General features: G+C 51.6%; 23 protein-coding genes. 5 read left to right on the top strand and 18 right to left on the bottom strand.

All coding sequences use genetic code 11. The annotated features are described in order from the left end of the window. Both F608_RS0101730 and F608_RS0101735 read right to left on the bottom strand, forming a co-directional pair. Positions 1-774, bottom strand: coding sequence for an MlaE family lipid ABC transporter permease subunit (locus F608_RS0101730; protein WP_244154226.1), 774 nt, complete (start codon positions 772-774; stop codon positions 1-3). Positions 775-800: 26 nt separating this feature from the next. Continuing rightward, the gene (locus tag F608_RS0101735; protein ID WP_022663884.1) at positions 801-1,586 is read right to left on the bottom strand and encodes an ABC transporter ATP-binding protein; all 786 of its coding nucleotides are present in this window, start codon (positions 1,584-1,586) and stop codon (positions 801-803) included. Between the two features lie 466 nt (positions 1,587-2,052). Here F608_RS0101735 and F608_RS0101740 point away from each other — a divergent pair, with 466 nt between their 5' ends. Further along, positions 2,053-3,345, top strand: coding sequence for a PP2C family protein-serine/threonine phosphatase (locus F608_RS0101740; RefSeq protein ID WP_022663885.1), 1,293 nt, complete (start codon positions 2,053-2,055; stop codon positions 3,343-3,345). 1 nt (position 3,346) lies between these two features. After that, positions 3,347-3,766 (top strand): ATP-binding protein, encoded by a 420-nt coding sequence (locus F608_RS30385; RefSeq protein ID WP_022663886.1) that lies wholly within the window; start codon positions 3,347-3,349, stop codon positions 3,764-3,766. Between the two features lie 31 nt (positions 3,767-3,797). Here the strand turns inward: F608_RS30385 and F608_RS0101750 are convergent, their stop codons facing one another. Continuing rightward, positions 3,798-4,349: a hypothetical protein gene (locus F608_RS0101750; protein WP_022663887.1), complete on the bottom strand. Its 552-nt coding sequence runs from the start codon at positions 4,347-4,349 to the stop codon at positions 3,798-3,800. A gap of 526 nt (positions 4,350-4,875) precedes the next feature. Here F608_RS0101750 and F608_RS36055 point away from each other — a divergent pair. Then, on the top strand, positions 4,876-5,049 hold the full coding sequence (locus tag F608_RS36055; protein ID WP_153307431.1) for a hypothetical protein: 174 nt from the start codon (positions 4,876-4,878) through the stop codon (positions 5,047-5,049). A gap of 12 nt (positions 5,050-5,061) precedes the next feature. On the opposite strand, the gene F608_RS0101760 is transcribed toward F608_RS36055, so the two are convergent. From F608_RS0101760 to F608_RS0101835, 14 genes are all read right to left on the bottom strand, one after another. Continuing rightward, entirely contained in the window at positions 5,062-5,502 is a 441-nt protein-coding gene (locus tag F608_RS0101760; RefSeq protein ID WP_033398053.1) for a MaoC family dehydratase, read from the bottom strand. Positions 5,503-6,348: 846 nt separating this feature from the next. After that, positions 6,349-6,732 (bottom strand): PilZ domain-containing protein, encoded by a 384-nt coding sequence (locus F608_RS0101775; RefSeq protein WP_022663891.1) that lies wholly within the window; start codon positions 6,730-6,732, stop codon positions 6,349-6,351. Between the two features lie 22 nt (positions 6,733-6,754). Next, the gene (locus tag F608_RS30390; RefSeq protein WP_022663892.1) at positions 6,755-7,291 is read right to left on the bottom strand and encodes an SRPBCC family protein; all 537 of its coding nucleotides are present in this window, start codon (positions 7,289-7,291) and stop codon (positions 6,755-6,757) included. After that, entirely contained in the window at positions 7,284-9,644 is a 2,361-nt protein-coding gene (locus F608_RS0101785) for an efflux RND transporter permease subunit (RefSeq protein WP_153307432.1), read from the bottom strand. Before F608_RS0101785 ends, F608_RS30390 begins: the two co-directional genes overlap by 8 nt. After that, on the bottom strand, positions 9,634-12,180 hold the full coding sequence (locus tag F608_RS0101790) for an APC family permease (RefSeq protein ID WP_022663894.1): 2,547 nt from the start codon (positions 12,178-12,180) through the stop codon (positions 9,634-9,636). The genes F608_RS0101785 and F608_RS0101790 overlap by 11 nt, the downstream gene beginning before the upstream one ends. 18 nt (positions 12,181-12,198) lie before the next feature. After that, positions 12,199-14,586: a Lon protease family protein gene (locus F608_RS0101795; RefSeq protein ID WP_022663895.1), complete on the bottom strand. Its 2,388-nt coding sequence runs from the start codon at positions 14,584-14,586 to the stop codon at positions 12,199-12,201. A gap of 388 nt (positions 14,587-14,974) precedes the next feature. Next, complete coding sequence (locus F608_RS0101800; RefSeq protein WP_022663896.1) at positions 14,975-15,739, bottom strand: substrate-binding periplasmic protein; 765 nt, start codon at positions 15,737-15,739, stop codon at positions 14,975-14,977. Positions 15,740-16,139: 400 nt separating this feature from the next. After that, a complete protein-coding gene (locus F608_RS0101805) occupies positions 16,140-17,405 on the bottom strand; it encodes a thiolase family protein (RefSeq protein WP_022663897.1) in 1,266 nt (421 codons plus the stop codon). Positions 17,406-17,417: 12 nt separating this feature from the next. Beyond that, positions 17,418-18,920 carry a tripartite tricarboxylate transporter permease gene (locus F608_RS0101810; RefSeq protein WP_022663898.1) on the bottom strand — a complete coding sequence of 501 codons (1,503 nt, stop codon included), beginning with the start codon at positions 18,918-18,920 and terminating at the stop codon, positions 17,418-17,420. Positions 18,921-18,999: 79 nt separating this feature from the next. Further along, positions 19,000-19,473 carry a tripartite tricarboxylate transporter TctB family protein gene (locus tag F608_RS0101815; protein ID WP_161626805.1) on the bottom strand — a complete coding sequence of 158 codons (474 nt, stop codon included), beginning with the start codon at positions 19,471-19,473 and terminating at the stop codon, positions 19,000-19,002. Positions 19,474-19,533: 60 nt separating this feature from the next. Further along, positions 19,534-20,505: a tripartite tricarboxylate transporter substrate binding protein gene (locus tag F608_RS30395; RefSeq protein ID WP_084680951.1), complete on the bottom strand. Its 972-nt coding sequence runs from the start codon at positions 20,503-20,505 to the stop codon at positions 19,534-19,536. 33 nt (positions 20,506-20,538) lie between these two features. Next, positions 20,539-21,504 (bottom strand): 3-hydroxyacyl-CoA dehydrogenase family protein, encoded by a 966-nt coding sequence (locus F608_RS0101825; RefSeq protein ID WP_022663901.1) that lies wholly within the window; start codon positions 21,502-21,504, stop codon positions 20,539-20,541. 22 nt (positions 21,505-21,526) lie between these two features. Continuing rightward, on the bottom strand, positions 21,527-22,393 hold the full coding sequence (locus F608_RS0101830) for a beta-keto acid cleavage family enzyme (RefSeq protein WP_022663902.1): 867 nt from the start codon (positions 22,391-22,393) through the stop codon (positions 21,527-21,529). Positions 22,394-22,507: 114 nt separating this feature from the next. After that, positions 22,508-23,542 (bottom strand): LacI family DNA-binding transcriptional regulator, encoded by a 1,035-nt coding sequence (locus F608_RS0101835; RefSeq protein WP_022663903.1) that lies wholly within the window; start codon positions 23,540-23,542, stop codon positions 22,508-22,510. A gap of 524 nt (positions 23,543-24,066) precedes the next feature. Between F608_RS0101835 and F608_RS36660 the strand changes: the two genes are divergently transcribed. Then, positions 24,067-24,207: a hypothetical protein gene (locus tag F608_RS36660; protein ID WP_022663905.1), complete on the top strand. Its 141-nt coding sequence runs from the start codon at positions 24,067-24,069 to the stop codon at positions 24,205-24,207. A 234-nt stretch (positions 24,208-24,441) separates the two neighbouring features. Further along, positions 24,442-25,647 carry an L-serine ammonia-lyase, iron-sulfur-dependent, subunit alpha gene (locus tag F608_RS0101850; RefSeq protein WP_027362371.1) on the top strand — a complete coding sequence of 402 codons (1,206 nt, stop codon included), beginning with the start codon at positions 24,442-24,444 and terminating at the stop codon, positions 25,645-25,647. Between the two features lie 309 nt (positions 25,648-25,956). Here the strand turns inward: F608_RS0101850 and bioB are convergent, their stop codons facing one another. Next, positions 25,957-26,940: a biotin synthase BioB gene (gene bioB, locus F608_RS0101855; protein WP_022663907.1), complete on the bottom strand. Its 984-nt coding sequence runs from the start codon at positions 26,938-26,940 to the stop codon at positions 25,957-25,959. Positions 26,941-26,942 lie beyond the last annotated feature (2 nt).

Below are 26,942 nucleotides of genomic sequence, written 5' to 3' on the forward strand. Positions count from 1 at the left end.
CTATAGTAATAATGATGTCAAGATATAATCCACTACCAGAATGGACAGGGAGGAGAGGACCACCGAACCGGTTGTGGCCCGGCTCACCCCCTGGGTGGAGGGTTCTGCCGTGAACCCCATAAAAGAAGATATCCAGGCAATCAGCAGGCCAAAGCAAAGGGATTTGATCACACCGCCGTAAATATCGGCAAAGGTGACGGCGGCAACCATTTTTCCAAAATAGGCCCCCTGGTTCACCCCCAGCAGTTTGACCCCCACAAGGAATCCCCCCATGATCCCCACCACATCGAAAAAGGCGGTCAACAGGGGCAGACAGAGGATGCCGGCCAGGATCTTGGGACTGATCACATACTTGACCGGATCAATGGACATCATTTCAAGGGCTGGAAACTGGTCTGTGATCTTCATGATACCGATCTGAGCCGTAATGGCTGAGCCTGCCCTTCCCGTGACCATGAGGGCGCAGAGCACCGGCCCCAATTCCCGGATGATGGAAAGGGCCACTGCCGATCCCAAAAGGGCCTCGGCCCCGAACTGAACCAGGGTGTGATGACCCTGGAGACCCAGAACCATGCCGGTGAACAGGGCCGTAACAAAGACAATCAAGAAGGACTTTGATCCGATAAACTCCAGTTCCTTGATCAGCCTGCCCGCCCGGAAGGGCGGGGAAAAGGCCAGAGACAAGGCGGTCCAGAGGAAAACCCCGCCCCTCCCAAGCACCTGGATGCGGTTCAGGGTAATGCGGCCCAGCCGTGCTGTCATTTCTAGCTTCAATTTGTCTTCCTGAAAACCCTTTTCTGTCAGGTCATTAATATTTCGTCCAGATAGTCTCTTTCCGAACGGGCAAAGGGAATGGGGCCTTCGGGCTCCCCGTTGATAAACTGCCTTACCCTGGGATCGGAACTGTTTTTTATCTCATCCACACTGCCCTGGGCGATGATCCGGCCAAAGTAGAGGATGATGATCTTGTCGGCAATCCTGAAACAGGATTCAATGTCATGGGAAACCACCACCGAGGTGATGCCCAGTTTGGTGTTCAAATCCCGGATGAGCTTGTCGATGACGCCTGTGGACACGGGATCAAGCCCGGAGGTGGGCTCGTCGTAAAAGATGATCCTGGGATCCATGACAATGGCCCGGGCCAGGCCCACCCGCTTCATCATCCCTCCGGAGAGCTGGGAGGGCATGAGGGACTCACTGCCCCGCAGCCCGACCATCTCCAGTTTCATGGTCACGATAGTCCTGATGTTGTTCTCCACGATCCGGGTGTGTTCCCGCAGGGGAAAGGCGATATTCTCGTAGACATTCAAATCGTTGAACAGGGCAGATCCCTGGAAGAGCATGCCCATTTTTCTTCTCTTTTCGTACAGGGTCTTTTTACCGGCCCGGGTCAGGTCTATGCCGTCAAACCAGACCGATCCCGAGTCCGGCCGTTCCAGCCCCGTCATCTGCCGAAGAAGGGTACTTTTCCCGGAACCGCTTCCTCCCAGAATAACGGTGATCTGATTTTCATCAAAGGAGCAGGTCAGATGATCTGAAGCCGCCAGATGACCATACCTTTTTACAAGATTTTCAACTCGGATCATGGAATATCACTCTAAAAAATAAATACGCCCATAAATACCCTGCGGGCAGGGCTCTGTCAACGATTATCCCTGGCTGGTCGACTGTCGGCCCCAGGGCAGTCCTCCCATGTAAAATTGCCGGCCATTGGCAGATCAAAGCCCCGGCAACCGATTTCCTGCCGTATCAGTGCAAAGGCCCCAGGGGCTTCAACGGAGACATAAAGGGAATTTTGTACGGGCTCTTGACGGCTTGGAACGGCTAACGGTCGGCCTGTTTGAGTGAAACGAGTTGCCATCCTTTCGTGGAAAGACGGTTCGAGCCCGTACAAATCCCTTCCTCTGCGGAGTTGAAGCCCCCGGGGCCTGCCTTGGACATTTACATGGGATTCCCCCGATGCCGGCCGGCCGGTTTTGACTTTTATTGCTTTTTCATATAAAAATTCGGTTAAAGGTCCTGAAACCCAAGATAGAATATCATTGGAGAACCATGCTCATCCATCAATCCCAAGACCTGAATGCCTGCACCCAAAAGGTGGAACGCCTGTCCGCCTGTATTGAGATTGCCAATGTCATCAACTCGGAGCTTTCCATCGGCAGGCTTCTGACCCATGTCATGGAAACCGCCAAAAAGGCATTTTCAGCGGATTCGGCCAGTTTGCTTCTCCAGGACGAAAAAACCGGGGATCTGGTCTTTCAGGTGGCCCTGGGCGAGGTCGGGGACGAGATCAGGGAGATCTATCGGCTGAAAAAGGGACAGGGCATTGCCGGGTACGTTGCCGAGACCCGGCAGCCCCTCAACCTGAAGGATGTTTACCAGCATCCGAATTTTTCCCCGGACTATGACAGGAAAACAGGATACCGGACCCGGACCATGATCTGCGTGCCCCTGAAGATCAGGGGCAGGATCCTGGGCGTCATCCAGGTGATCAACAAACTCAAACCACCCTATTTTTTCTCGGATGAAGAGCTTGAAATGCTCGAGACCATCGGATCGAGTGCCGCCGTGGCCATTGATACGGCCCAGATGCACCAGGTCATCATCCAGAGGGAGACCCTTGAGCGGGACCTGAAACTGGCCAGGGAAGTCCAGCAGAGTTTTCTACCGGCGGCCCCGCCCCATATTGAGGGATACCGTTTTGCCGTCCTGAACCAGCCTGCCCTGGATATCGGAGGGGATTTTTATCATTTTTTCCATCTGCCCGGGAACCGGCTGGGCATCGTCCTCGGGGATGTATCGGGCAAGGGGATCGCAGCCTCCCTTTACATGGCACGGCTGATCAGTGACCTCCAGTACAATAGTCTGTTGTTTGATGATCCGGCACGGCTGCTGGGGCAGATCAACTCTCTGCTCTGCCAGAGGAGCAACCGGGGCATGTTTGTCACCCTGGTATACATGGTGCTGGATATCCCGGGGAAAAAGATTTTCTTCTCCAATGCCGGCCATCCCAGCCCGGTCTATTCAGACCGGGGCAGCGCCCTTTTCCTGGGAAAGGAAGCTGCCAAAGGCCCTCCCCTGGGAATTCTGCCCCATACCTATTTTACCCGGGAAAGCCTTGAACTGGAACCGGGTTCCGTTCTCACCCTGTTCACCGACGGAATCACCGAGGCCCGGAACGGACAGGGCAATTTGTTCGGCATGGACCGTCTTATCAATGAGATTTTAAAGGTTCCGGATTCACCCGACCTTTTGATTCAAAACATCCCGGCGGCCGTGGACCGGTATACCCTTGGAGAGGCCAGGAAGGACGACCTGACCCTTTTGAGCATGGGGGTAGATTAAAATGGCAGCCGATTTAATAGGCCTGAGTGTTCTCTCCCATCCCAGGTACCTTAAGCTGGTCAGGGGAGCCACGGAAAAAATCACCCGGATCATGAAGTTCTCCAGGGAGGATTCCCGCAATATTGTCCTGGCCGTGGATGAGGCCTGCTCCAATATTATCAGGCACAGCTATAAAAACGATCCCACCGGAAAGATTGAATTCATCTTTGAGATCAGATTAGATAAACTGATCATCCGGATCATGGATGAAGGCCTGAAATGCGATATTGAAAAAATGAAATCCAGGGATATCGATCCGGTCCAGCCCGGAGGGCTGGGTATCTATATCATGAAAAAGGTAATGGACTCCCTTGAGTTTGACTGTGCCTCCCCCCGGAAGAATCAGGTCACCATGGTGAAAAAACTGCAGCCCCGTCCCTGATCCGTCCGGAGACCATTAGAGTGATCAGGGACTAATCCCCTTTTGCCCCAAGACTCTTTTTAATCACATCCATGGAAAAGGGAGGGGATAATTTTCCGGGATCTCCTGATATCAGCTTTGAATTCTGCTTATGGCTTGATCCGTTAAAGGCAATGATTTCCTTTGAAGCAAACTGGATCTGATAGTTGGGCCGGATTCCTTTACCGCTGGTACCAAAACAGACCTGGGCCTCTTGATCATCCCCCATATTGATAAGCAGTTTTTTCAGGAAAGGATCTGAAAGTCCGGCCACCCGTTTTTCATCCCATAGGATACGGCTGGCTTTTCCAGGTTTGGAAGACGCTTTTTTGGGTTTTAATTTTTTGATCCGGGTGGAAAGAACCCTCAGCTTTGATCCGAGATTTTTTACGGATCTTTTCTGGATCTTGCCTTCGGCCTGGGGTCTGAGAACATCAAGGCACTCATTCACCTCTTCATAGCACTCTTTTGAGGCCTCCAGGGCCTTCTGGTCAATGAGCAGATTGATGTTGTCGCACAACCGGTTTATGGCTTCCCGGGATTCTCTGAATTTATTGGGATCCATCCCTCCTCCTTTGGTTCAATTATGGGTCTTTCTCTCAAACCACCTGACAGGGATCATGTATCTGAAGTTAAAGCAGGCAGGACTGAAACCGGCATCAGCATCTCAACAAGTGATTCAAGCTTATCGCCTGTGAACGCCCCGCCATTTTTATTCGGGAAAGTCCTGAATGCCGGGCCGTCTTTAATGTTGTACACCGGTCGGACCAATTATTCAAGGGGCTTGAAAATAATCTTATTGGTCCCCAAAAGGGTTGATCCGGATCCTCTGGACCGGGCAGGCAGCCCCGGCATTCTTTAAATTTTTGGGTAAAAATTGTCAGATTTTGTATAATTTATGTAACAATCTTCAATCCGGTTCATTGATCCTCAAATCGGCCTGCCGCTGGAATCCCCTATCAGATAAGGATCTTTACCATAATAGAAAAAACGGCATTGTTCTTGCTTTTACATCTATGAAAAGCAAAACAGGTTCCGGCTGCCCCGGACGGGGCAGCCCGGCACAAAACTTATGGGAGCAGGACAGCGGTATGGAAAAAGAAAACACCGGTTTAAAGCAACTCATAAACAAGTACAGACGGAAATTTGAAACTGCGGAAAATATCAACTATTACGCGTACAAGGACTTCAGGCGGGCTGAACGCAAATATCTCAAATTCATGCTCAAAGGCGCGGCACAGACCCAGGCCGGCCTGGAATATTAAACCCGGGCCAACCTATTTCCCCGGAATCATCTCCCGAAGCAGACTCGCCATGGTCCGGCCCTGGATCACGATTTCTCCGTTTTGATTTTCAATCCAGCTTTTTATTTCAATTTGCTCGGCTTCTCGATCCAGGGCCTCTATTTCAAACCAGGCGCAGAGGGTATCCCCGATAAAGACAGGCCTTAAAAACTCCAGGGTCTGGGACCGGTAGATGGCCCCGGTTCCGGGCAGGTGCATGCCCACAAGGGTGGAAAACAGGGAGGCGGACAGCATGCCGTGGGCGATGCGTTGCCCGAAAAAAGTCTGCCCGGCAAAACCGGCATCCACGTGAAGGGGATTCACATCTCCTGTGATGGCGATGAAATGGGACAGATCCGCCTCGGTGATTGTTTTCCTTACAAATGCCCTCTGCCCCACAACAAGATCATCAAAGGTCGTCAATTGTCGATTCATTCGCCCTCCTCCGGGTATTCAATATCCGCCTAGCACTATCCTCTTGAAGCATTCCCTGTCAAATATTTTCCCAATGACCGCCCCTGAAATCCCAAAAAGATCGGGCAGGCCTTTCCATAAAAATTGGGGTGCCGGAAAATTGTAATCAGATGCCCCTATGCTGGAAATTATTTACACAATGCAAAATATTCCAACATCTCCGTCAAAAAATCGGTAATAAAAGGACTGATTCATTACATTTTTTTCACAATTATTTTTAAGAGCCGTCATCGGCTTTCCAGGCAACCGCCACACGGACCATAGACGATGTTTCAGGCTTGGATTCCGCCGATGACCCATAGGGGCCTCCCTGGGAGATACCTTTGAGTGGACAATCACCGATGACGAATCAAACCTCATTGGATCGGGAACAGAGTACCTGTCTCCGGTTACAGATGCATCCCTGACCATTTCCGGATAGATCGGCAGTCTGGAAATCCTAGTGGAAGATGGGTTTATGTATCCCGGGTCAGCCCCCATTCTGCTTTTTACCGATAGAATCCTGACCGGATTTACCAATTTTGTGATTTACAATTTTTCATCGGGAATGGCCGATATCATGTCAGGAAATCAGTACCAATCCCTGTCCATGTCAAATGGAACGGTTTTGGCACCATTTTGAATACCCCTATCCCGTCAAGTTCCGTGCTTCTTTCCATGGGCCTGATGCTCCTGTTCTCCCGCATCCGCCAGAAGGGATAAGTGATACCCGTCCCCTCCTGATACGGCAGGGCCGGTTTCCGGCCCTGCCTTTTTTCCGATTTTTTATATCTCGGCTCCCACCGGGAAATGGGTCGCTGATCAGGATTATCCCCAGATGGCATCATCCAGGATCTGGTTGAAATAGGGGCTTACCTCCCTGAACCGGATGGCAATTCCGTTTTTCTCAATCCGGGTGATCTCTCCCTGGAGTTTAAAGGGTTTTTCATATTTTGGGAGGGAGAATACCACCTGAACCGTGCCGGCCGGGTCCAGCCGGCCGGTGGTGTTGATGAACACTCCGGTGGCGCTGATGTCACGGGTGTCGGACTGGATCACCCGGTTGCCGCCTGCAATATCAATTCCCAGCCGGGTCCTTTTGCGGGGATACCCTCTTTCCCCTCCGTTGGGCAGATTCTGAAGAAAGTCCAGTACCTGTTTTTGTTGCTCTGCCGTCAGATTATTAACCCTTTTGATGATCTTCTGTAACATGCAATTCCCTCTCCGGCTGAAGTTAAAAACCCGGGCTGAACCCCTCTTGGGGCATTTCAGCATCCTTTTCCGTCCGTTTGAATATTTTGTCAATCCCCTTGACGGCCTGGGCCAGAACCTGGTCATGGTTCTCCCTGAACATGGAATGGGCAAAGGGCGCGCTTAATTTGATCCATAATTTGTTCGGAGCCACATTCCAGGAGAACCGGATCCGGGTCCCCTCTTTGCAGGGCCTGAAACGGCAATCCCCGTATCCGGTCAGATCACCGGACACAAAAAAGGAAAGACGGGCCCCCGGAATAAAATTTTGAATACTGGCATCAAAAGTCAGGGAGTAAGGCAAGGCCCCTTTCCAGGTGGATCGTATCCGGCTTCCCCTCCCAAGGGGCCTTCCGGAATCCTTATCTTCTATGGTTTCCAGCCCTTCCCACCAGCCAGGCCACAATTCAAAGGCAACCAGTTCATCCCATACCCGGTCCGGGTCTGCATTGATTTCCCAGACATGATCAAAGCAGTATCTGTTTTTTTCCATAAAATAGGAATTGAAAAAATTAATCATAAGATCCTGTCTGTTTAGAGTTCGTGGGTATTGCCCTATGCTTATACATCAGTCCGGTCTTCTGTACAAGGGCCGGCAGGACCATGAGGTCCCCGGCCAGGGCGGCCAGGGATGCAGCAGCCACCAGGACGCCCAGGGAAAACACATGGGAAAATGAAGAGAAAACAAGGCCTGCCGATGAAAAAAAGAGCACGGCAGTGGTGGAAATCAGGGCCCGGGCCGTCCGGTCATAGGCCCTGCCCAGGCAGAGCAAAACAGGCCTCCCCCCTTTGAGCAGCTCATATCTGAAGGCTGTGAGATAATGGATGGAATCATCCACGGACAATCCAAAGGAGATCACCGCCGCAAAAATGGTCAAGGGATCCAGTCCGATCTCCATCCAGCCCATGACTCCGAAAACAGTCATTAGGGGCAGGACATTGGGAACCAGGCTCAAAAGGCCCAGGACAGGGGACCGGAGCTGAACCATCATGAACAGGGTGATCACCCCCAGGGCCAGGAAAAGGGTTCGCAGCTGGGAGGCAACCAGGCCGGTTGTCTGGGATCGCAGATAGATCATCTGTCCGGCCAGGGTGATATCCGCCCGCCGGCCCAGGCTTTTTTCGGCCCGGTCTTTGATTTCCTGAAGCAGGGCCTCGATCTGATCCGGACTCTGGTCCCGGATATGGACCACAAGACGCAGGGCCCCGGAATCTTTGTCCAGGAACGGGGTGATCATCCCGTGGACCGGCATGCCGGACCGAATCTGTTGATAGATCTGTTCCGGCATGATGCCGGCATGGGAAAACCGCAGGGCGGTCCGAAAGACAAGGGGGGTTACGGAATCGAGGCTCTCCACCCCCTCCATTTCCCTGATCTTTTTTTCAAAGGCCAGAAGGTCATACCAGAACTGTCTTGAGTCAAAGGACCCGGACCTTGGCGCCATGACAAGGGAAAAAGAATACCCCGTGGACAGGTGTTCCCGGATAAAGGCCATCTCCTTTGCCTCGGGGGTGCGATTGAGCATGGGCAGGGCCAGATGCCGGTTTGTCCGGATATGGGGAATGCCAAGGGCCATGGCCAGGCAGAAGACAAGGCCGAGGACCAGGGTTGCCCGGGGGAAATGAAATCCCGGAAGCTTGAGTATCCGGGCCGCCCGGTCCAGCCGGTCCGGCAGCCCGCCGGAACCCGGGGTCTGTTTTATCAGCCGGGGAAGGCCCAGGGAGGTTAGGGGAAGGGCCAGACAAAAGGAGAGGATCACCCCCAGCCCGATGACAACGCCGGCCTGCCTGACCATGGGCACGGGGCTGATACACAGGCTGAAAAAACCGGCCGCCGTGGTCAGGGCGCACATGAAACAGGGACTGAGGATCTGGATGTATGTTCTGGCCAAAGCATTTTTTCCATGCCCGGCTTTTATATTGGCCTGATACGCGGAAAGGATATGGAAAACCGTGGTGCAGGATGCGATGAGAACAAAGCCGAAGCTGAGGCCCGAGGCCAGATTGATGCGGATCCCCAAAAGGCCCATCAACCCCAGCACCCAGACCAGGGAAATCAGAGAGGAAATGAGTACCAGTACCGAGGCCCAGAGGGTCTTGAAAAGGTAAAAGGCGACAAGGGTACCGAATACCAGGCCCAGCCCCCCGAAGATAAGGGCATTGATCAAATTGTACCGTTCAAAAGCGGCCCGGAGGACCGGGAGGCCTGCGGCAAAGGATGGTGGATGTCCCGGAAAGGCCTCTCTTATGATTTTCTTTATCCGGGAGACTCGGTTTTCCAGCCTGAATCCGTTCAATCTCTCATTATCAATCCGGATCACCAGCCCCAGGATCTTCATGTCCTGGGAAACCAGCTGGCTCACCCCGGGAAGGAGCTGACCCAGCCCGGTAATGACGGATGGCGTCCAGGGGCCGGACAGCTCAGGGAAACCCGGCAGGTCGGTAGATGCGGCCTTTTCCAGGTCTGTCACCTCAAGGATTCCGTCCAGACCGGTAATGCTTTCCCGGATCTTTTTTATTCTTTTTCGGAGATCCGGGTCTGGGATCTCCATTCCGTGGGCAACGGCCAGAAGAAGATAATCGTCTATTCCAAAGGTCCGGACAAAAGCCTGGTGGGCCCTGGCAGATTCGGCGTCTCCGGTGCCAAAGGAGACCCCTGAATTATCCAGCCGTGTCTGAAAGGCAAATCCGGCCATGACCAGGGTGGCGAGAACCAGAATAAAGGTTCTTCCCCTGCCCTGCTCTGCCAGGACAGCGGCGATTTTCTCCCTTTGGAAAAATGAAAAGATCCCGCTCCCCTGACCGGATTCAGGGAATTCACCGTGGTCGGGGCCTGCCGGACCGGAGCTGTTTCGCCCCCTCTTAAAGATCATCCTTTTTCCCGGAAGGCTCAATTACCAATTTGTCCCGGATATCCTTTTCAATCCCCTTTTCCAGGGCCTTTTGGGAGGCTTTTTCGAGCTTGGCCTTTTCCTTCTGGGCCTTTTGCCTTGCCTGTCTGGCCCTCTGCTTTATGGCCTCAATGAGTTTTTCCTCCCTTTCCCCGCCGCTCTCCTGTTCTTTTTCCATGGCCTCCAACCGGGTCTGGGCCTCCTCTGCCGCCCTCACAGCCTCTTTTTCTGCGGCAGAGGCCCGGGCCACGGCATGTTCAAGCTCATCGTATACAGCGGCAAGTTCCCCGATTCTCCCCTCTTCAGGGGCGGCATCCAGATCCATTGGAATGGCCGCCATCACCATTGCCGTGGTGGCAAGATCCGGCAGAACGGTTTCCGGCTCATATTTGGAAAAAATCATGGGAAGATCCTTTTCCAATGTATAGGGCAGGAATACCAGATCCGCCTCTTTTGAATTTGCCAAAAGGGTCTCCCGGTCCAGACCCAGGATGATGGAGGGTTCGGCCTCGATCCTGAAATCCTCCAGAATCTCCTGGAGTTCTTCTCTGATCTCCTGGTTATCCCGGTCATAATTAATTGCCATGAGATGGATGGAAGCCGAGTCTGCCTTCCGGGAACGGGTTGCCAGGTAGGCCAGCAAGAGCATGAGACGGCCGGTATCATCCCCGTTCCACCAGACATCGATTCTCCTGATTTTTTCCTCCCCGGGTTTCTCCGGGGCTGGAACCAATGGTTTGGCGTTGAGGATCAGGGTATTGCACCGGGCCCGGACAGCCGGTTTCAGATATTTTTTCAGGTCGGGCAGAACCTTATCCGGAATTTTATTGAAATCCTGCCAGGAAAAGAGAACGGTATTCGCCTTTACCGGCCCCAGCCCATAGGACTGGAACAGGGTGTTTGCCGCAGAGTCCAGGTCCATCCCGGCCACGACCAGGGGAAAGGCCCGGAACTCTCCCTCCTGGATCTCCCGGGTCATTTGATCCTGGGCAATCTGTTTCAGTTTCATGGCCCGGTATCCTTTTCCCCGGACCAGCCTGACCGCGGTGGTAATCCCGGAGCCGCCTTCGATCAGGCTTGAAAACCGAAGAAGCCCGGACAATGTGTCTGTGTCATTGGAAAAGATCAGCACATAGGGCCGCCACTCCCTGGGATGCTCCACATCTTCCGAGGCATTCAAAAGGCCGGACCTTACCTGCTGGAGATAATGGGATCTTCGGCTGTCTGCCCACCGGACCGGGCCGTGGACCCGGCGCAGGTATTGATAGACGGCGAAAAGTACGGCCGAGGACGCGATGCCGGTTTTCATGTCAATGGCCATCATCACGAAAAGGCAGGCCAGGAACCCGGCCATGCTGAAGTACCGGTGATACCATTTGAACCGCGGCCGGAAGGAGGGGCTCAGGGTGGAGGCCTCAAAATAGGTGGCATAGTTGAGCAGCCCGTAGGAGATGAGAAAAAACATGGAAACGATCCCGGCGATCAGGTCCAGCTGTCCCAGGGAGATGACAGCGACCGCCAGAAACAGGGAAAAGAGCACGCCCCTTCTGGGATTGTTCCCGGGTCCGGCCCCCTTGGAAAAAGGATTTAAGATTTTAAATATCTTATCACCGGAAAGGGATTGAAGGATTCTGGGCGCACCCAGGAAAGAGGCCATTGCCGAAGACAGGGTGGCGGCGATGACCCCTGCGTCGATGAGAAATCCCAGGACTGCGGTCTTGTTCATGGTATTGTAATCGCTGACCAGGCTGTCAAGGGAATTGGATGCGGCCAGGACTACGGCGGTGGAGGCATAGACCAGTATGGAGATGGCCACGGCCGAAAAGGTGCCCAGGGGAAGGCTCTTGCCCGAATCTTCAAGATCGCCGGACATGCTGACCCCCTGGGTGAATCCCGTAACCGCCGGAAAAAAAATGGCAAAAAGGGCCCAGAAACCCATGGACGGATGATCTTTTGTCCAGTTTCCGGCCAGGAGAGAAGAATCCCAGTGCTGAAGCCCCCCCACGTAAAAAGAGGTCAAGGCAAGAACCAGGAGGGCCATGACAATATATTGAAACTTGGTGGCAAGGTCCGCCCCCACCCAGGCCAGAACAAATAGGAATCCCAGGGCGGCAAAGGCGATTATCCTGGAAGAGAGCATCCATCCCATGGGATGGAGGATCCCCTCTGCAGCTTCGCCGAAACCGATGCAGTAAAACCCGATGGAAACCGACTGGGCCAGGAAGAGAACAAGGCCGATGGCGCCGCCGAATTCCTTTCCCAGGGTCCTGGATATCAGATAGTAGTCCCCCCCGCCCTTGACCTTCATGTTGGTGGCAATGGCGGCCAGGGAGAAACTGGTGAGCACGGAGATAAGGTTGGCGATGCAGATGATCCCCAGGGCGGTTCCAAGCCCTGAACTGCCCACCACGAATCCGTGGCGCCGGAAAAGGATAATGCCCAGTATGGTCAGAACACTGGGGGTAAATACCCCGGAGAATGTCCCCAGTTTTTTGACTTGTTCCCCGTCTGTTTTCATTCCCTTCATTTTAAGACCTCAACCGGTGCAGCAGACCGAACGGTCATGAAATTTTTTCAACTTGGCCTGCACCGCCCCGAACAGGCTCTTTTCAGGGAAATTAAAATTTTTGTCCGCCTTTCCGGCCGGGATTCCGGTCAGAACCTCTATGCCCTGCTCGATGGTGGATACCCTGTAGATATGGAACATGCCGGACTCAACCGCCTTTACCACCTCCTTTCTGAGCAGGAGGTTTTTCACATTGGACAGGGGGATCATCACCCCCTGGTCTCCGGATAGTCCTTTTTTAAGGCAGACGTCAAAAAATCCCTCAATCTTCTCGTTTACCCCGCCGATGGCCTGGATCTCCCCTTTCTGGTTCACGGAGCCGGTCACAGCCACGGACTGACGGATGGGATATCCGGAAAGGCTGGACAATACCGCATACAATTCCGTGGAGGAGGCGCTGTCTCCGTCTATGCCGCTGTAGCTCTGCTCAAAGGTGATGCTCAGGGATACGCTCAAAGGATGGTTCTGGGCAAAGACCCTGCCCAGGTACCCGGCAATGATCATCACCCCCTTGTCATGGGTCTGGCCGGAAAGCTCGGCCTCATGTTCCACATTGACGATACCGGGTTTGCCCATATAGGATTCCGCCGTGATCCGGGTCGGCCGGCCAAATGCAATCTCCCCGATCTGATAAACGGCCAGGGCATTGACCTGTCCCACCACCTCTCCTGTGACATCCAGAAGAATGGATTGATCGTCATACCGTTCCTGGACTTTTTCTTCGTAAAGATTATGGCGGAACCGGTACTCGTTGACGGCCCGGGCCACATGCTTCTCATCCACCTGGCCGGCCTGTTCCCTTCGGGCCCAGTAGTCCGCCTCCTTGAGCAGGTCCAGGACCCTGCCGAAGCGCAGGGACAATTTATTTTTATCCTCTGTCATGCGGGCGCCCTGCTCCACCACTCCCCCTACCCCTCCCGGGGAAAAGGGGAGCATCTTTTCTTTTTTACAGACCCTGGCAATGAAACGCGCATACTCCTTCAGGGTTTCACGGCTCAACTCCACCTCATGATCAAAATCCGCCCGGACCTTGAAGATCTTGTTGAATTTCGGGTCTGCTCCCTGGAGAGCATGGAAGGTGTTGTACCCGCCCAAAAGGATCACTTTGACCTGAAGGGGGATGGGGCCGGGCTTCAAAGATGCCATGTAGAATCCGGCCTGGTCCGGCGGATCCTGGATGCACAGCCTGCGGTTCTGCAATGTGTTTTTCAGGGTTTCCCACACCATTGGATTCCGCAGCAGGGGCTCGATTTCAAGGACCAGGTAGCCCTTGTCCGCCTGGAGAATAGAACCGGCCTGCACCATGGAGAAATCCGTAACCTCTCCCCCCCGGGCCGGCAATTTTTCGATCTTGCCGAAGAGATTCTGAAAGCCGGGGTTGGATTCAAAAACGATGGGCGCCCCTTTTTCCCCGCGCCGGTCCACCAGCACGTTGACCTGGTATCTTGTTTCCAGAAATTTTGCCCCGGCTGCTGCCCGGGGGTCTTTTTTCTTCCGGGGCAGTGCGGCGTGGAGCAGCAGGGTGATGTTTTCCTCCATGTCTTTTTTGACCTTCCCGAGAAAATCACGGACCTGGGGCCAGTTTTTAAAATCGACAAAGGTAAGGTCCATCTCCTCTGAGAACAGGTCCCCGGCCATTGCTGCGGCCAAGTCCTCCAATTGTTCCTGCATCTCCTGGGCCCGGGACTGAATCTTTTTGAGGGTCTCATTCACCTGCCGGCCCACCCGGACCAGGCCCTGTTCCAGAATTTTTTTGCGGTCCGGCTCAACCTCCTGGAATTCCTCCTGGCTCATTGGCCGGCCATCCTTCAGGGGAACCGCCTGAACCCCCTGTTCCGTCTTCACGATGCCGATGCCAAGCTTTGCCGCAGCCTCTTCCACCGGGGAAAGAAAATCCTGGTTATTTTGGGCAGCCTCTTGTTTGATTTTGTCCTGTTTCTCCTGAAAGACTTTATCATCAAAGACCTGGGGAAGTTTGACCTTCAGGGTCTCGATGAACTGGGCCATGCGGCGGGAAAAAAAAACAGCGGATCCCGTGGGCATTTCCATGGGCATGGGGCAGTACTCGTCATCAAAGTTATTGACCAGGCAAAGGTCCCCGGGCGTATCCCGGTCTTTGGCATGGGCGGCCAGGATCTCTTTGATGATGGTTGACTTGCCCGTTCCCTCTTCCCCGGTAATGAAGATATGGTATCCGGGATCTTTCATGTTCAGCCCGAAATCAATGGCCTCCACTCCCCGGCGCTGACCGATGACACTGTCCAAAGGTTCCAGGTCGGCAGTGGTCGCAAAATCAAAGGGATCTTTACTGCAGGATCGGGTCAAATCAGCTGTTTTTACTCTGTAGTCTTTGGGCATTGGGTTCTCCTCTCCGGATTCCCTCGTTGAATTCAGGCGGACTCCTTATCGCCGGGTTACGGGCATGTCCTGGTACTTTAGAAGGTCAACGGCCAATAGTCAACTGATTGACTGCGAAATTTCAGGACCAGGGCCCTTAAAAAGAGGGAAATCCAATCCTTTTTAAATTTAGGTTATCTCGAATAATTAGAATTTTGGTTTGAGTTCAAGGCGCAGGAAAATTTTAGCCGGAGGAATATATTGAATATTTCGAGGATTAAAATTTTCCTGCAACGCAGAAATCGGGCCAAAAGGCAATTATTAGAGGTGGCCTTTAGTCATAAACCGGGGTCTGACGCCTTAAATGGAAACGAGATAAAAATGGGGGATCGTGATAAGGAGGTTTTTATCACCTGTACTTGGCAAAAATCGTCCCGATGGTTCCGTCGGCTTCCAAATCCTTTATTGCGGTCTGGAGACGAAGGACATATTCCTGGGAACTTCCCTTGCCAAAGGCCATGTAAGCCTTGCTTTCAATTAGGGGAAGCAATTCTTCCACCTTGTCCATGGAGAATGGGACCGGATCGGTTTTGGACAGATTTAATTGTTTTACCTCATAGCTGAAAACCAGGGGATTCTCCGCCGTCAAATCAAGGCGCTCCCTGAAGAGCAGTTCGATGCTTTTTCTGTTGGAATAAAAAATCTGAAGCTGTTTGTCATCCTCAAATCCCTTGGAGAGAAGGTATTGATGCATTGCCGCCCCCTTGAGAACCCCGATACTATATTTTTTTGCATCTTCCAGGGTCTTGACTGTGATGTCTTTGCGCGTTTTCAATTTAAACAGGGATAGTTTGGCATTAAAGATCGGGGCAACCCAGATGAAATCCCCTTCCCTTTCCTTGATGCGCATCAGGGGGTAAATCAAAATATTTTTCCGGGCTTTGGCCGTTATTATCGCCCGGTTCCATGAGTTGAATTCTATATCGGCAATTATTTCCGCTCTATCCAGGGCGGCTCTTACGATCTCTGAACTCAAGCCTCTGGCTTCCCCTTTTTCTTCATATGCAAAGGGGAGCCAGGTGGTTGTGAGCACGCTTATCTCATCGGCCCCGGCCTGACCGGCAGACAGGGAAAAAACAGTGATAATAAAACTGATAATAAACCAAAATTTCATAAAAATTCTCAAAAATCGCAGTCTTTTCCAATATACAATTATCTGAAAGGGAAGTCAGGGCTGTCGTCAAATATAAAAGTGCCTCTAATTTGGCTTGAAAACGCGGATTTGTCAAGTTGAGAATTATATAATCTGGGTTATATAAAAATGAGTACAAGATCAAAAGATCTCTTTAGATAAGGCCCAGGGCCTTTATATCGGCAACCCGTCCGGTAAGATTCGAACACACGGGTTGGAATCGGAACCGGGCTCATTTTTGACGCCGAAATCCCAACCCCTCCTTGAATAAAGGGCATCAAGTTTTACGAATATTTTGCAAAATTACTACCCCTTTTTCTCCAGCCATCTCTAATTGGAGATGCCCTTCAATTTTTGGGAGAAAAATCGGTTAAAAGGTGACTTACACCTTAACAACGGCGGCAATCCCCTGGCCGCCGCCCCCGCAGATCGCAACAAGGCCGTATTCTGCCTGTTGCCTTTTCATTTCATGAACAAGGGTTACCAGGCGCATGGTTCCGGTGGCAGCAATGGGGTGCCCCAGTGAAATGCCCGACCCGTTCACATTGACCTTGGCCTCAAGATCAGATTCCTTCAGATTCATCATCTTCGTATCCGCCAGGACCTGTGCGGCAAAGGCTTCCTGAATTTCTATAAGGTCCATGTCATCCAGTGTAAGGCCGGCCTTTTTCAGGGCCTTGTCCACTGCAGCCGGAACTGCCGGATAGGTCAGTCTGGGATCTGATGCGGCCAGGCCAAAGGAGATGAGCTCGGCCAGGGGCTCTGCATTTAAGTCTGCAGCGTTTTTTTCCGACATGATGACAACGGCCGCGGCACCGTCGTTCTCTGTGGATGAATTGCCGGCTGTGCAGATCCCGTCTTCATAAACCGTTGAAAGACCGGCCAGTTTTTCCAAAGAGATGTCCGGTCGGGGGGTCTCATCTTTTTCAAAAACCAGATCCTTGTTTTTCCGGACCGGCGTGGGAACGGCAATGATCTCCCCATCGAACCGGCCCTGGTCCATTGCCGCAACGGCCCTCCTATGGCTTCTCACGGCCCATTCATCGGCATCCTGCCTTGAAATTTTTTCCTGCCGGGCAGCAGCCTCCGCCCAGCTCATCATGGAGTTTAATTCTCCGAAACGCTCTATGGGCTGGGACATCACTCTTGCCCGCTGGATCCTGTCAAAAAAGGGCAGTCCCCACATGGGAAGCGCACCATGGCCCCGGGGCATCAGCCCCCATTTGGGATCTTTCTTGCCTCCCATCCCCCACTTCATGAATTCCCCCGGAATATAGAATTCCGTCCGGCTCATGGATTCCACGCCGCCTGCGGCAACCACATCCGCATACCCGCTCTGGATCTTTACAAGGCCGGTAAAAATGGAATCCAGGCCGGAAAGGCAGCGGCGGTCCAGCGTAATACCGGGAATTTCCACAGGCCAGCCGGCCGCCAGGAGAGACATCCTGGCCACATTCACACTTTCACCATTCTGATAGGCCTGGCCGAAAATCACCTCATCGACTTTCTGGGGAGTGATTTTGGACCGGGCAACCGCCTCATTGAGGACAATTGCCCCTAGTTTGTAAGCCTCAACCTCTTTCAGGCTGCCGATATATTTTCCAATGGGCGTCCGAACCGCTCCTGTAATTAAAACACGCTCTGCCATGTCCACACCTATTTAATCTTTCTGAATTATTTTTTTTTGTTTCTTCCGGCTCCTGACGGTAAACCAGACGCCGATAACTGAAATGACCAGGAAAACGCAGGAGATGGGATGGGTAAAGAAAATGGAAACAGATCCCTGGGAGATCAGCAGACTCTGCCGGAATGAGCTTTCCAAAATGGGCTCCAGTATAAATGCAATCAGCAGGGGGGCTACCGGAAAACCGTTTTTTCTCAGGATATATCCAAGTCCCCCGAAAAACAGGGCCATCCACACGTCAAACATATTCTGGTTGAACCCGTAGGATCCCACCAGGCAAAAGGCAAGTACCGCCGGGAAGATATACTGCTTGGGTACGTTGGCAACCTTGCTTGCGATCTTAATATAATGCCTGCCGATGAGAAAATTAAACAGGTTGGCCATAAGCAATGCCATGAAAATCGCATAGATAATATCCAGGTTGTCTTTGAACAACAACGGCCCCGGGTGCAGGCCCTGTATCATAAACGCCCCCAGCAATAGGGCAGCGCCTACATCTCCGGGGATTCCAAGGGTCAGAAGCGGTATCAAGTTTGCCCCGGCCACGGCATTGTTGCCGGCTTCGGCAGCTGCCACCCCTTCTATTGAACCATGGCCGAATTCTTCGGGTTTTTTGGATATTTTCTGTGCCTGGGCATAGCTTGCAAATGCTGCAATGGAAGGGCCGATGCCGGGAATTGCCCCGAGAAGGGTTCCGATACAGGATGCCATACCGATGATTTTTCCGCAGGCAACTTTTTCATCCTTTGTCAGCCTGGCCTCCTTTGGGTCGGTGGAGATCTTATAAAGATGAACTTCCTTTTTCTTGCGTATGGACTCCGTGGCAATGAAAAATTCCGAAAGGGCAAACAAGCCGATGAGCATGGGCATCAGGGAAATTCCCTCATCCAGCTGGGTCAGATCAAAGCCGAACCTCCGGGTTGCCATGATGGGATCAAGGCCCACGGTTCCCACCAGAAGTCCCAGAACACCTGCAATCAATCCCTTGATCATGGAATCTCCGGCGACAGCTGTAATGATGAGCAGGGAAAAGATCACCAGGCCCGTCATTTCAGGGGGCCCCATTTTAAGAGCGATGAGCGCAAGGGGAGGCGCCACCAGGATCAAAACAAGATCACTGAAACTGTCGGCAAGTACGGATGAAAAAAGGGCCACTCTCAATGCTTTGAATCCCTTTCCCTTTTTGGCAAGCTGATGTCCGTCAAGGCTCGTGGCCGCCGCTGCCGGGGTTCCCGGGGTATTGAGAAGAATGGCCGGGATCGACCCGCCGAAACACCCTCCTTTATAGGCCCCCATCAGCATGCCGATGGAAACAATGGGGGGAAGGGAAAAGGTCATCGGTACAATCAGGGCAATGGCCATGGTTGCCGTCAGACCGGGAATCGATCCCAGAACGATGCCCAGGGCCACACCAAAAAAAGTGGCCATAAATACAGGCAGCTGGAAAAAAAGACCAAATGAAGTTATAAACGTATCCATGATTAAATTCCCTGTGATGACGGCCCCGGATTAAATCCGCGTTTGTACACCACCTCATTTAAAAGTAAACCCCAAGCCCTCATATGATCAGTCCTGACGGAAGAATAACATTCAGCGCCTTGACAAACAGCAGGTAGATAAAGGGGATGATCGCCGATAGAAACAGTACTCCTCCCTTCCAGGACCGGACCCCGGAGAACCAGAGAAATAATCCCATGAACAAAATCGTACTGGTAAAATACCCCAGGATCTCCATTGCCATGATATATAAAACGGAAAAGAGTATGGCCGTTGCCCCTCTGCCGACAGTATAGGCTATTTGGGACATGTCCCTTGCCGTGCGGGCCTTTTTATCCTTTAAACCGGAAACCACCAGACCGACGGAAAGAAGAAGCAGCAGAAATGCCGTAATATGGCAGAAAAGGCTGGGGGATAAGGCAATGGGGCCTTCATTCATGGAATCCACCTGGGCCGGAATGATAAAGAGATGAAGGGCCAGGGCAAATACCAATAGAATCAGACCGGAGATGACGTCATTTCTCAATCTGGACATAATCTTGAATTTCCTTTTATCCTGCAGGAGCATAGCACTCCTGCAGGAGGGTTGGTGTGTTTACTTTTTTCCCAAACCGATCCGTTGGATCAGGTCCTTTTTAAATGCATAATCCTCCTTGAGGAAATCGGCAAGCTCCTTTTGATTCAGGTAGTAGGGAAGCAGGTCCATTTTTTTGAATTGTTTGAGAAACCCCTTATCCTGGCAGGCGGATCCAAAGGCATCCCCGACTTTTTTGACCACGTCATCCGGCAGGTTCTTCGGCCCAATAATCCCCATACCGGAAACCAATGCATAGTCATATCCGATCTCCTTAAGGGTTCTGACATCGGGAAAACTGGCAATCCGTTTGACACCGTATACGGCAAGAAGTCTCAGCTGACCTGCCTGGACATAGGATTTCCATTCGGTTGCCTGGGATGTGGCGGTAACATGGCCGCCAAGACAGGCGGTCACGGCATTCACTCCACCCTTATACGGGATATGGGTCCACTTGATGCCTTCCTTTGCAGCAAGATACTCCATGACCAGATGCTGGCCGGAACCGGTCCCGGCCGTTGAATAGGTTACCTTGTTGGGATTTTCCTTGGCATATGCAATGAACTCTTCAAAGGTTTTCCAGGGGCTGTCTGCTTTGACGCAAAGGCCGTGCTGGTAGAGGCCGTAGAGCATGATGGCTTCAAAATCGTTCATGGGATCGTAATTGACATCCCGCAGAAACGGAATCCGGGTCAGGGCAGCGGTTACCATGACACCCAGGGTATAGCCGTCAGGATCCGATTTGGCGATCAGCTCATGCATGAGGGCGGAGCCGCCCCCCGGCTTGTTGATGCAGACCAGAGGCGTTGCAAAGTCTTTTTGGGCGATATTGGTCAAAAGCCGGGCAGTGACATCCGTGGTTCCGCCTCCGGAATACGGGATGTAGAGATTGATCGGTTTTTCCGGATAACCTCCGGCCCAGGCCTGAATGCTGAACAATACCGCCGCAAACAAGACGATCCCCATTGACAATAGTGCACTTCTTGACTTCATGACTTGTACCTCCTTGTTAGAGTTAAACTGACGTTATACGAGCCGGTCTTTTTCAAGACAGAACTGCAGATTATCCATCACTTTGAGCAAATATTTATCCCGGTCGTTTAGAATATCGACCAGATTTCGGCCGGTGTAATCGTAAAAGCCGCGGCCGGATTTCACTCCCAGATTCCCCGCATCGATATTCTTCTGAAGGGATGCCGGCCTGTTATCCACCGGGGGATCAAAGAAATTTTCATCCAGAAGGTTTCTGGCACTCAGATCCAGGCCGGTAAAATCATAGCGTTGGATCAACCCCAGGACCATCATCCTCGGGGCAATACTGGCCTTTATCGCAAGATCCAGGTCTTCTTTGCTGATGTAACCGTTGTCCAGAAGAAAAAAAGCCTCCCGGCCAAGGTTTCTTAGAATGCGGTTGATGATAAAACCGGGAACATACTTTTCAATGACAATGGGGCGCTTGTTCATCCCCCTTAACAGAGAAAGGGTAAGATCAAGGGTTTCCCGGGAGGTCTGCCCCCCTTTTACCACCTCCACAAGGGGAATGATGTGGGGCGGGGCAAACCAGTGTGCGATAAGGGTTCGGTCAAGCCTTTTTTCAGGCATCATCTCAAAGATATTCAAGGTGGAGGTATTGCTCCACACCAGGCATTCTTCAGGGGCATGGGCATCGATTTTTTCAAATACGGATTGTTTAACAGTGGAATTTTCACTGACCGCTTCCACCACGACCCCGGCATTTTCAACGGCGGATTCAATGGAATCCGTATAGCGGATCCGCTCTTTCACAGAACCGGTTTCCTTTTCGGGCATGTGTCCGGCCTCCACCAGGGTGGAAAGGGTTGCATCAATGACTGCCCGGCTTGCCTCAGCTGCCCCGGGGTTTACATCGAAACCAATCACATGATGTCCGGCCCGGGCAAATTCCAGGGCCATTCCCGGTCCCATTGTTCCCAATCCGATAATTGCAATATTTTCTATGACATTGGATCCCATGAAAACAAACTCCTTTTGGTTTCTATCGATTCTGTGGGGAAAGTCCCAGGTATTCCCTTGCCTCGTCCGGTGTTGCAGGCTCTTTACCCAGTTCCCTTGCAATCCGAACGATCCGGGCAACCAATTGGGCATTGGAAGAGACCAGTTCCCCTTTTCTATAATAGATATTGTCTTCCAGGCCCACACGTACCCCTCCCCCCAGTATCATCCCCAGGGTTCCCATCCGGGTTTGGGCAGATCCCACATTGGTGCAGTTGAAAATACTGCTTTCCGGCAGCTGCCGTACAATGGAGGTCAAGGTCTCGGCCGTGGCCGGCTCTGCGCCCTGGTACCGCATGCCGAGGACGATATTGATGCAATAGGGCTTTTTGATGCGTCCGTCCTTGATGAGGCGGCGGACGTCCTGAAGCATGGCATGGTTGTAGATCTCCATTTCAGGCTTGATGCCCCCTTTGTTCATTTCATCTACGTAATAGTCAATCTCGTCAGGCATATTGGACCAGGCAATTCCCTTGTAGGGCCCGGATACCCGCATCAGGGTTCCCATGTTCAAAGAGGCCATTTCCGGACCGGCCTGGAGACAATGGATCCGCTCTTCCTGGGTAAGATTGGGCCCTCCGCCGGTACTGTCCTGGATAATGATGGGACAGGCCTCTTTTATCCTGCCGTGGATTTCGTTGAAAATATCAATGTCCGAAGTGTTTTCGCCCTGGGGATCCCGGGCGTGGATATGACAGATGGCCGCACCTTCATTGTAACAGTCTAGTGCGGATTCGGCGATTTCTCCAGGCTGTTCAGGGACATTGGGGTTCAACTTTTTATTGGTGATGGCTCCGGTCTGGGCCACCGTGATGATGACTTTGTTGTCTGGTATGGGATTCTGATTCATTCAGGCTGCTCCTTGTTCGGTTATCATATTGCAAACGTTTGCAATAAAAATGCAAAAAAAATAATACAGGTTAATTCAATAACAAAACCGTTATTCTTCAGGAAATGGCCGGCTTCAGACCGTCTCCTTCCGGGGCAGTTCCCCGGTTGATTCTCTGATGATGAGATCTGAATCAAGAACATGGTGCCTCTCAACAGGATCTCCGTTTTCAATGGTCTTAATCAGCATGGCTGCCGCTTTTTTCCCGATATCAATTACAGGTGTTTTTATGGTGGTCAGCGGCGGATGAAACAATTCGTACATATCTGAACACCCGATGGCGAGGATGGAAATATCATCGGGGATGCTGAGTTTTCTGCTGTGGATCTGGTGCAGGGCACCTGGGGTGATGGAGTCGTTCATGCAGATAACACTTGTGGGCGGCTGGGCAAGGTCGAGCAGTTCACCCATGATCCTGAATCCGGCGGTTTTGGAAAAATCACTTTCCCTTATCAGGTTTTCATCGCAGAAAATTCCCTTGTCAGCAAATGCCTGTTTAAAGGCCGAGAGTCTTTCTATGGAATACCAGGAATCCATCTTCCCCATGATAAAACCGATCCTCCGGTGTCCCAATCCCATAAGATACCTGACAGCACGGTACATACTCTTTGCATTCTCGGAATTCACACTTGGAATGCCGACACCTGAATCGGCCGGAAATCCGGGGACGGCAACTACGGGAATGCCGTCCTCGTATGTCTTGATAAGCTTTTTGTCATGAATCCGGTTGGCAATAACGACGATGCCGTCCACCTGGCGCCGGTAATAGAGAGAGGCCACATCCACCTGGTTGTTGATGGAGAGCATCAACTGATATTGGTACTCATTGGCCACGGAACTCAGCCCCAAAAGGATGCGGGAGTAGAAGGGATTTTGAAAGGCAAATTCACTGGTCCTTGGGATAATGACACCGATAACGCCTACACGCTTCTGCACCAGGGCCTTGGCCGAAGAATGGGGGAAATAGTTGATTTCATTTGCGATTTTCAATACTGTTTCCCGGACTTCGGGTTTGACCCCTTTTTTGCCGTTAATGGCACGGGAGACCGTGGAGTAGGACACTCCTGCCTTTAAGGCGATATCTTTAATTGTCGGTGCCGGATTTCCCATGTCAATCCCCCTTTTTTTTGAACTTACTGCAAACGTTTACAGCAAGTCAAATGATTTTTAAAAAAATCTTTGGTCTATCAACAAGTGGATTTAAAATTTTCCCTGATCTCCGGGAAAAAATGATTCGCTCAAAGAACGGAAGCCCGGGTCATACAGCTTAGCAAACAATCAAATTATTCAATTTCCCGGGGTTTGCACAGCCGGTTTGATTTTACAGACAAGCGGCCGCATTTTTTGCACACATATTTCAAATTCTGAAGTTTGGGTTTGCAGATATGCCTGGCATCGGTTGACGAAGCGCCGCAATCCTGACAGACATATGCCTCTGTGACTTCAGAAGGATTGCACAGATGGCCTTTTCCTTCAAGTTTTTTCCCACATGTTTTGCAGGCACGAAGTTTTTTCCCCATACCACACACCTCCCCTGAATAAGTAAAGTCGCCAAATTATATCCATATCCAATTAAGATAGGGCTGATTTCTCAAAGTTCAAATCCCCGGGCCTCCCGGACCTGACTCGGATCCATGGCTGAACGCCAGGAATATAAAGAAGATGTTAAAAAAATAATGATTTCACCTGCGTTGACAGAGGCAGGTGCAGGCCTTCATAATTTCCTGCCGGATATGAGTCTGAAGTTTCTTATTTCTTCATCAGATTCCCTTTGACGGTCTCTTAAGAAGACTTGACAGTTTATTGAGAATGTGCTTTTCTAAAAATGATGTTTAAATAAAAAATTGTATAATATTTTTATAAAATACATAGTTTATTGTCGTAAATTTTAAATTATAGGAAATTTACGTCGCCATAATAACATATCCAGTTTCGTGTCTGGAATACCCGTAAACCAACACCAGATGCAGATCAAAGACAGGATCTGTGGAGATGGAGCAAGGAAATCCGTGGAATCCATAAAAAAAATATATCGCATGGGAGTCGGTCCCTCAAGCAGCCATACCATGGCGCCAAACAGGGCCGCCCGTCGCTTTTTAAAAAAATATCCCGGGGCTGCCCGCTATCGGGTGACTCTATTTTCAAGTTTAGCGGCTACGGGTAAAGGTCATTTGACGGACAAGGCCATTGAAGAGGTCATGGGTTCCCGGCCGCTGGAGATTGTCTGGAAAGAGGATGAAACCCTTCCCCTTCATCCCAACGGGATGCAGTTTGACGCCTTTGATTCCCATGGAGAACGGTGCGGGCACTGGGAGGTCTACAGTATCGGCGGAGGAGCGCTCATGTCGTCGGATGAGACGGAACTTAACTCATCCCGTGTCAGTTATCCGCTTACCACCATGGAGGGACTGCTCCTTCACTTTCAAAAAAGCGGGAACTCTTTCTGGGGGTATGTGGACCAGTGCGAAGGTCCCGAGATCCGGGATTTTTTGGAAGAGGTCTGGGATACCATGAAAGGCTCCCTGGAACGGGGGTTGGAACAGGAGGGAATCATTCCCGGCGGACTGGGGCTCTCCCGGAAAGCAAAGTCCCTCTTTGCCAAATCCAGAATGCTGAGAAGCGATTTTAGAACCAACGGCCTCATCGCGGCCTATGCCTATGCCGTAGCAGAAGAGAATGCCACCAAAGGGACCATCGTAACCGCACCGACCTGCGGGGCCTGCGGGGTTCTTCCGGCTGTTCTGTACCATCTCTTCCATACATTGAAACCGTCCCGGGAGGATATTGTCAAGGCACTTGCCACGGCAGGTCTGGTGGGGAACGTGGTCAAATTCAACGCCTCCATCTCCGGGGCGGAAGTCGGGTGCCAGGGAGAAGTGGGAACGGGCTGCGCCATGGCAGCGGCTGCAGCGGCCCAGCTCATGGGCGGCTCCATCCGCCAGATCGAATATGCGGCTGAAATGGGATTGGAGCATCACCTGGGTCTGACCTGCGATCCGGTTGGGGGACTGGTTCAGATTCCCTGCATTGAACGAAACGCCCATGCGGCAACCCGGGCATTGAGCTGCTGCCATTTTGCCCTCTTATCCGACGGAGTTCATAAAATCAGCTTCGATGATGTGGTGGCGGTAATGAAAGAGACCGGCCAGGCCCTGCCCTCCCTTTATCGGGAAACCGCCGGAGGAGGTCTTGCCAAGGCCTATCGCGGCGCCTAGCTTATAGAGAACGCCTCACTCCGATTAAATCTTCACCCGGATACGACATACACAAAACCAAATAAAAAAGCTCTTAGGGAAAAACCCCAAGAGCCTGGATATCTATGACGCGCCTGACAGGATTCGAACCTGCGGCCTAGGGATTAGAAGAGACCACCTCCGAGTTTCCTCAATCTCTTATAAACATCTCATCCCGCTGAAATCATAAAACAAATCATTTTTGCTTACTTTGCGCGGACATAATGAAAGCATAGTCTTTGGAAAAAAAATCAAGAGCAGGCTTGATCCTTTTGCTAGCTTTACTAGAAATCAAACAAGTGCCTCAAAACCAAGCTGTATGATCATCTCTATGTCATCTTCAAGACTTGCCCCCTGTGTTGTTAGATAATTTCCGGTCATGATTCCGTTGGCGCCTGCATGAAACATGAAAGGCACAAGTTGCTTTAGATTCAATTGCCGCCCACCACAGATAATAATATCCTTTTCCGGCAGCACATACCGAAACAAAGCGATTATTTTCAGGCATTTTAACGGCGTTAGCTTGGAAAGGCCTTCCATAGGTGTCCCTGGAATTGGAGATAAAAAATTTAGGGGCACGGCATCAATATCCAGACGCTTTAATTCAAGGGCCAGCTCCAGTATTTGACTATTGGTTTCACCGATTCCGAATATCCCGCCGGAACAGATCTCGAATCCGGCTTTCTGGGCGCGTTTAATGTTGTCAATCCGGTCCTTGAAGGTGTGGGTGGTGCATATTTTTTTAAAATGGCTTTCCGCAGTTTCAAGATTATGATGATACCGAGTGACCCCGGCATTTTTCAGGACATCAAAATCTTGATCTTGAATGATCCCTAAAGAAGCACAATAGGAAAGTCTTTTTCCTTCAAGGCTTAAAAATGCCTGGGCCACCAGATCCACTTCATCTGAACTCAATCCCCTTCCGCTTGTCACAACCGAATACCGGTTCACATGGCTACCGGAAAGGCGTTTTGGGATCTGGGTAAGCTCTTCCTTTCCGAGAAGTCCGTAATTTTCGATTTGAGTCTGATGGAATGCGGACTGCGGACAAAACCCGCAGTTTTCTGAGCATTTTCCTGATTTTGCATTGCAGATGGTACACAGATTAATCTTTTTCCCTTGATAGAAATTGCGAATCAGATCTGCACCCGCCAAAAGATTGAAGACGTCGTCGTCCGGTGTTTCGCAGATATCGTGCAGGGTTTTCAGATCAGGCGGGGATCCGGTTATGATTCCCCTGGCAATGGAGAGACAATCTTCTGTATTCAATGACATTA

It is taken from the genome of Desulfospira joergensenii DSM 10085 (assembly GCF_000420085.1).
GTDB classification, from domain to species: Bacteria; Desulfobacterota; Desulfobacteria; order Desulfobacterales; family Desulfobacteraceae; genus Desulfospira; species Desulfospira joergensenii.

Bases quoted from the DNA above. Each gene is read 5' to 3' on its own strand.
- F608_RS0101775 (WP_022663891.1), bottom strand. From the start codon at position 6,732: ATGTTACAGAAGATCATCAAAAGGGTTAATAATCTGACGGCAGAGCAA.
- F608_RS0101740 (WP_022663885.1), top strand. From the start codon at position 2,053: ATGCTCATCCATCAATCCCAAGACCTGAATGCCTGCACCCAAAAGGTG.
- F608_RS0101835 (WP_022663903.1), bottom strand. From the start codon at position 23,542: ATGGGAAATCCGGCACCGACAATTAAAGATATCGCCTTAAAGGCAGGA.
- F608_RS0101810 (WP_022663898.1), bottom strand. From the start codon at position 18,920: ATGGATACGTTTATAACTTCATTTGGTCTTTTTTTCCAGCTGCCTGTA.
- F608_RS30390 (WP_022663892.1), bottom strand. From the start codon at position 7,291: ATGATTAATTTTTTCAATTCCTATTTTATGGAAAAAAACAGATACTGC.
- F608_RS36055 (WP_153307431.1), top strand. From the start codon at position 4,876: ATGGAAAAAGAAAACACCGGTTTAAAGCAACTCATAAACAAGTACAGA.
- F608_RS0101795 (WP_022663895.1), bottom strand. From the start codon at position 14,586: ATGCCCAAAGACTACAGAGTAAAAACAGCTGATTTGACCCGATCCTGC.
- F608_RS0101790 (WP_022663894.1), bottom strand. From the start codon at position 12,180: ATGAAAACAGACGGGGAACAAGTCAAAAAACTGGGGACATTCTCCGGG.
- F608_RS0101800 (WP_022663896.1), bottom strand. From the start codon at position 15,739: ATGAAATTTTGGTTTATTATCAGTTTTATTATCACTGTTTTTTCCCTG.
- F608_RS36660 (WP_022663905.1), top strand. From the start codon at position 24,067: ATGGCTGAACGCCAGGAATATAAAGAAGATGTTAAAAAAATAATGATT.
- F608_RS0101735 (WP_022663884.1), bottom strand. From the start codon at position 1,586: ATGATCCGAGTTGAAAATCTTGTAAAAAGGTATGGTCATCTGGCGGCT.
- F608_RS0101760 (WP_033398053.1), bottom strand. From the start codon at position 5,502: ATGAATCGACAATTGACGACCTTTGATGATCTTGTTGTGGGGCAGAGG.
- F608_RS0101825 (WP_022663901.1), bottom strand. From the start codon at position 21,504: ATGGGATCCAATGTCATAGAAAATATTGCAATTATCGGATTGGGAACA.
- F608_RS30395 (WP_084680951.1), bottom strand. From the start codon at position 20,505: ATGAAGTCAAGAAGTGCACTATTGTCAATGGGGATCGTCTTGTTTGCG.
- bioB (WP_022663907.1), bottom strand. From the start codon at position 26,940: ATGTCATTGAATACAGAAGATTGTCTCTCCATTGCCAGGGGAATCATA.
- F608_RS30385 (WP_022663886.1), top strand. From the start codon at position 3,347: ATGGCAGCCGATTTAATAGGCCTGAGTGTTCTCTCCCATCCCAGGTAC.
- F608_RS0101815 (WP_161626805.1), bottom strand. From the start codon at position 19,473: ATGTCCAGATTGAGAAATGACGTCATCTCCGGTCTGATTCTATTGGTA.
- F608_RS0101750 (WP_022663887.1), bottom strand. From the start codon at position 4,349: ATGGATCCCAATAAATTCAGAGAATCCCGGGAAGCCATAAACCGGTTG.
- F608_RS0101830 (WP_022663902.1), bottom strand. From the start codon at position 22,393: ATGAATCAGAATCCCATACCAGACAACAAAGTCATCATCACGGTGGCC.
- F608_RS0101785 (WP_153307432.1), bottom strand. From the start codon at position 9,644: ATGATCTTTAAGAGGGGGCGAAACAGCTCCGGTCCGGCAGGCCCCGAC.
- F608_RS0101805 (WP_022663897.1), bottom strand. From the start codon at position 17,405: ATGGCAGAGCGTGTTTTAATTACAGGAGCGGTTCGGACGCCCATTGGA.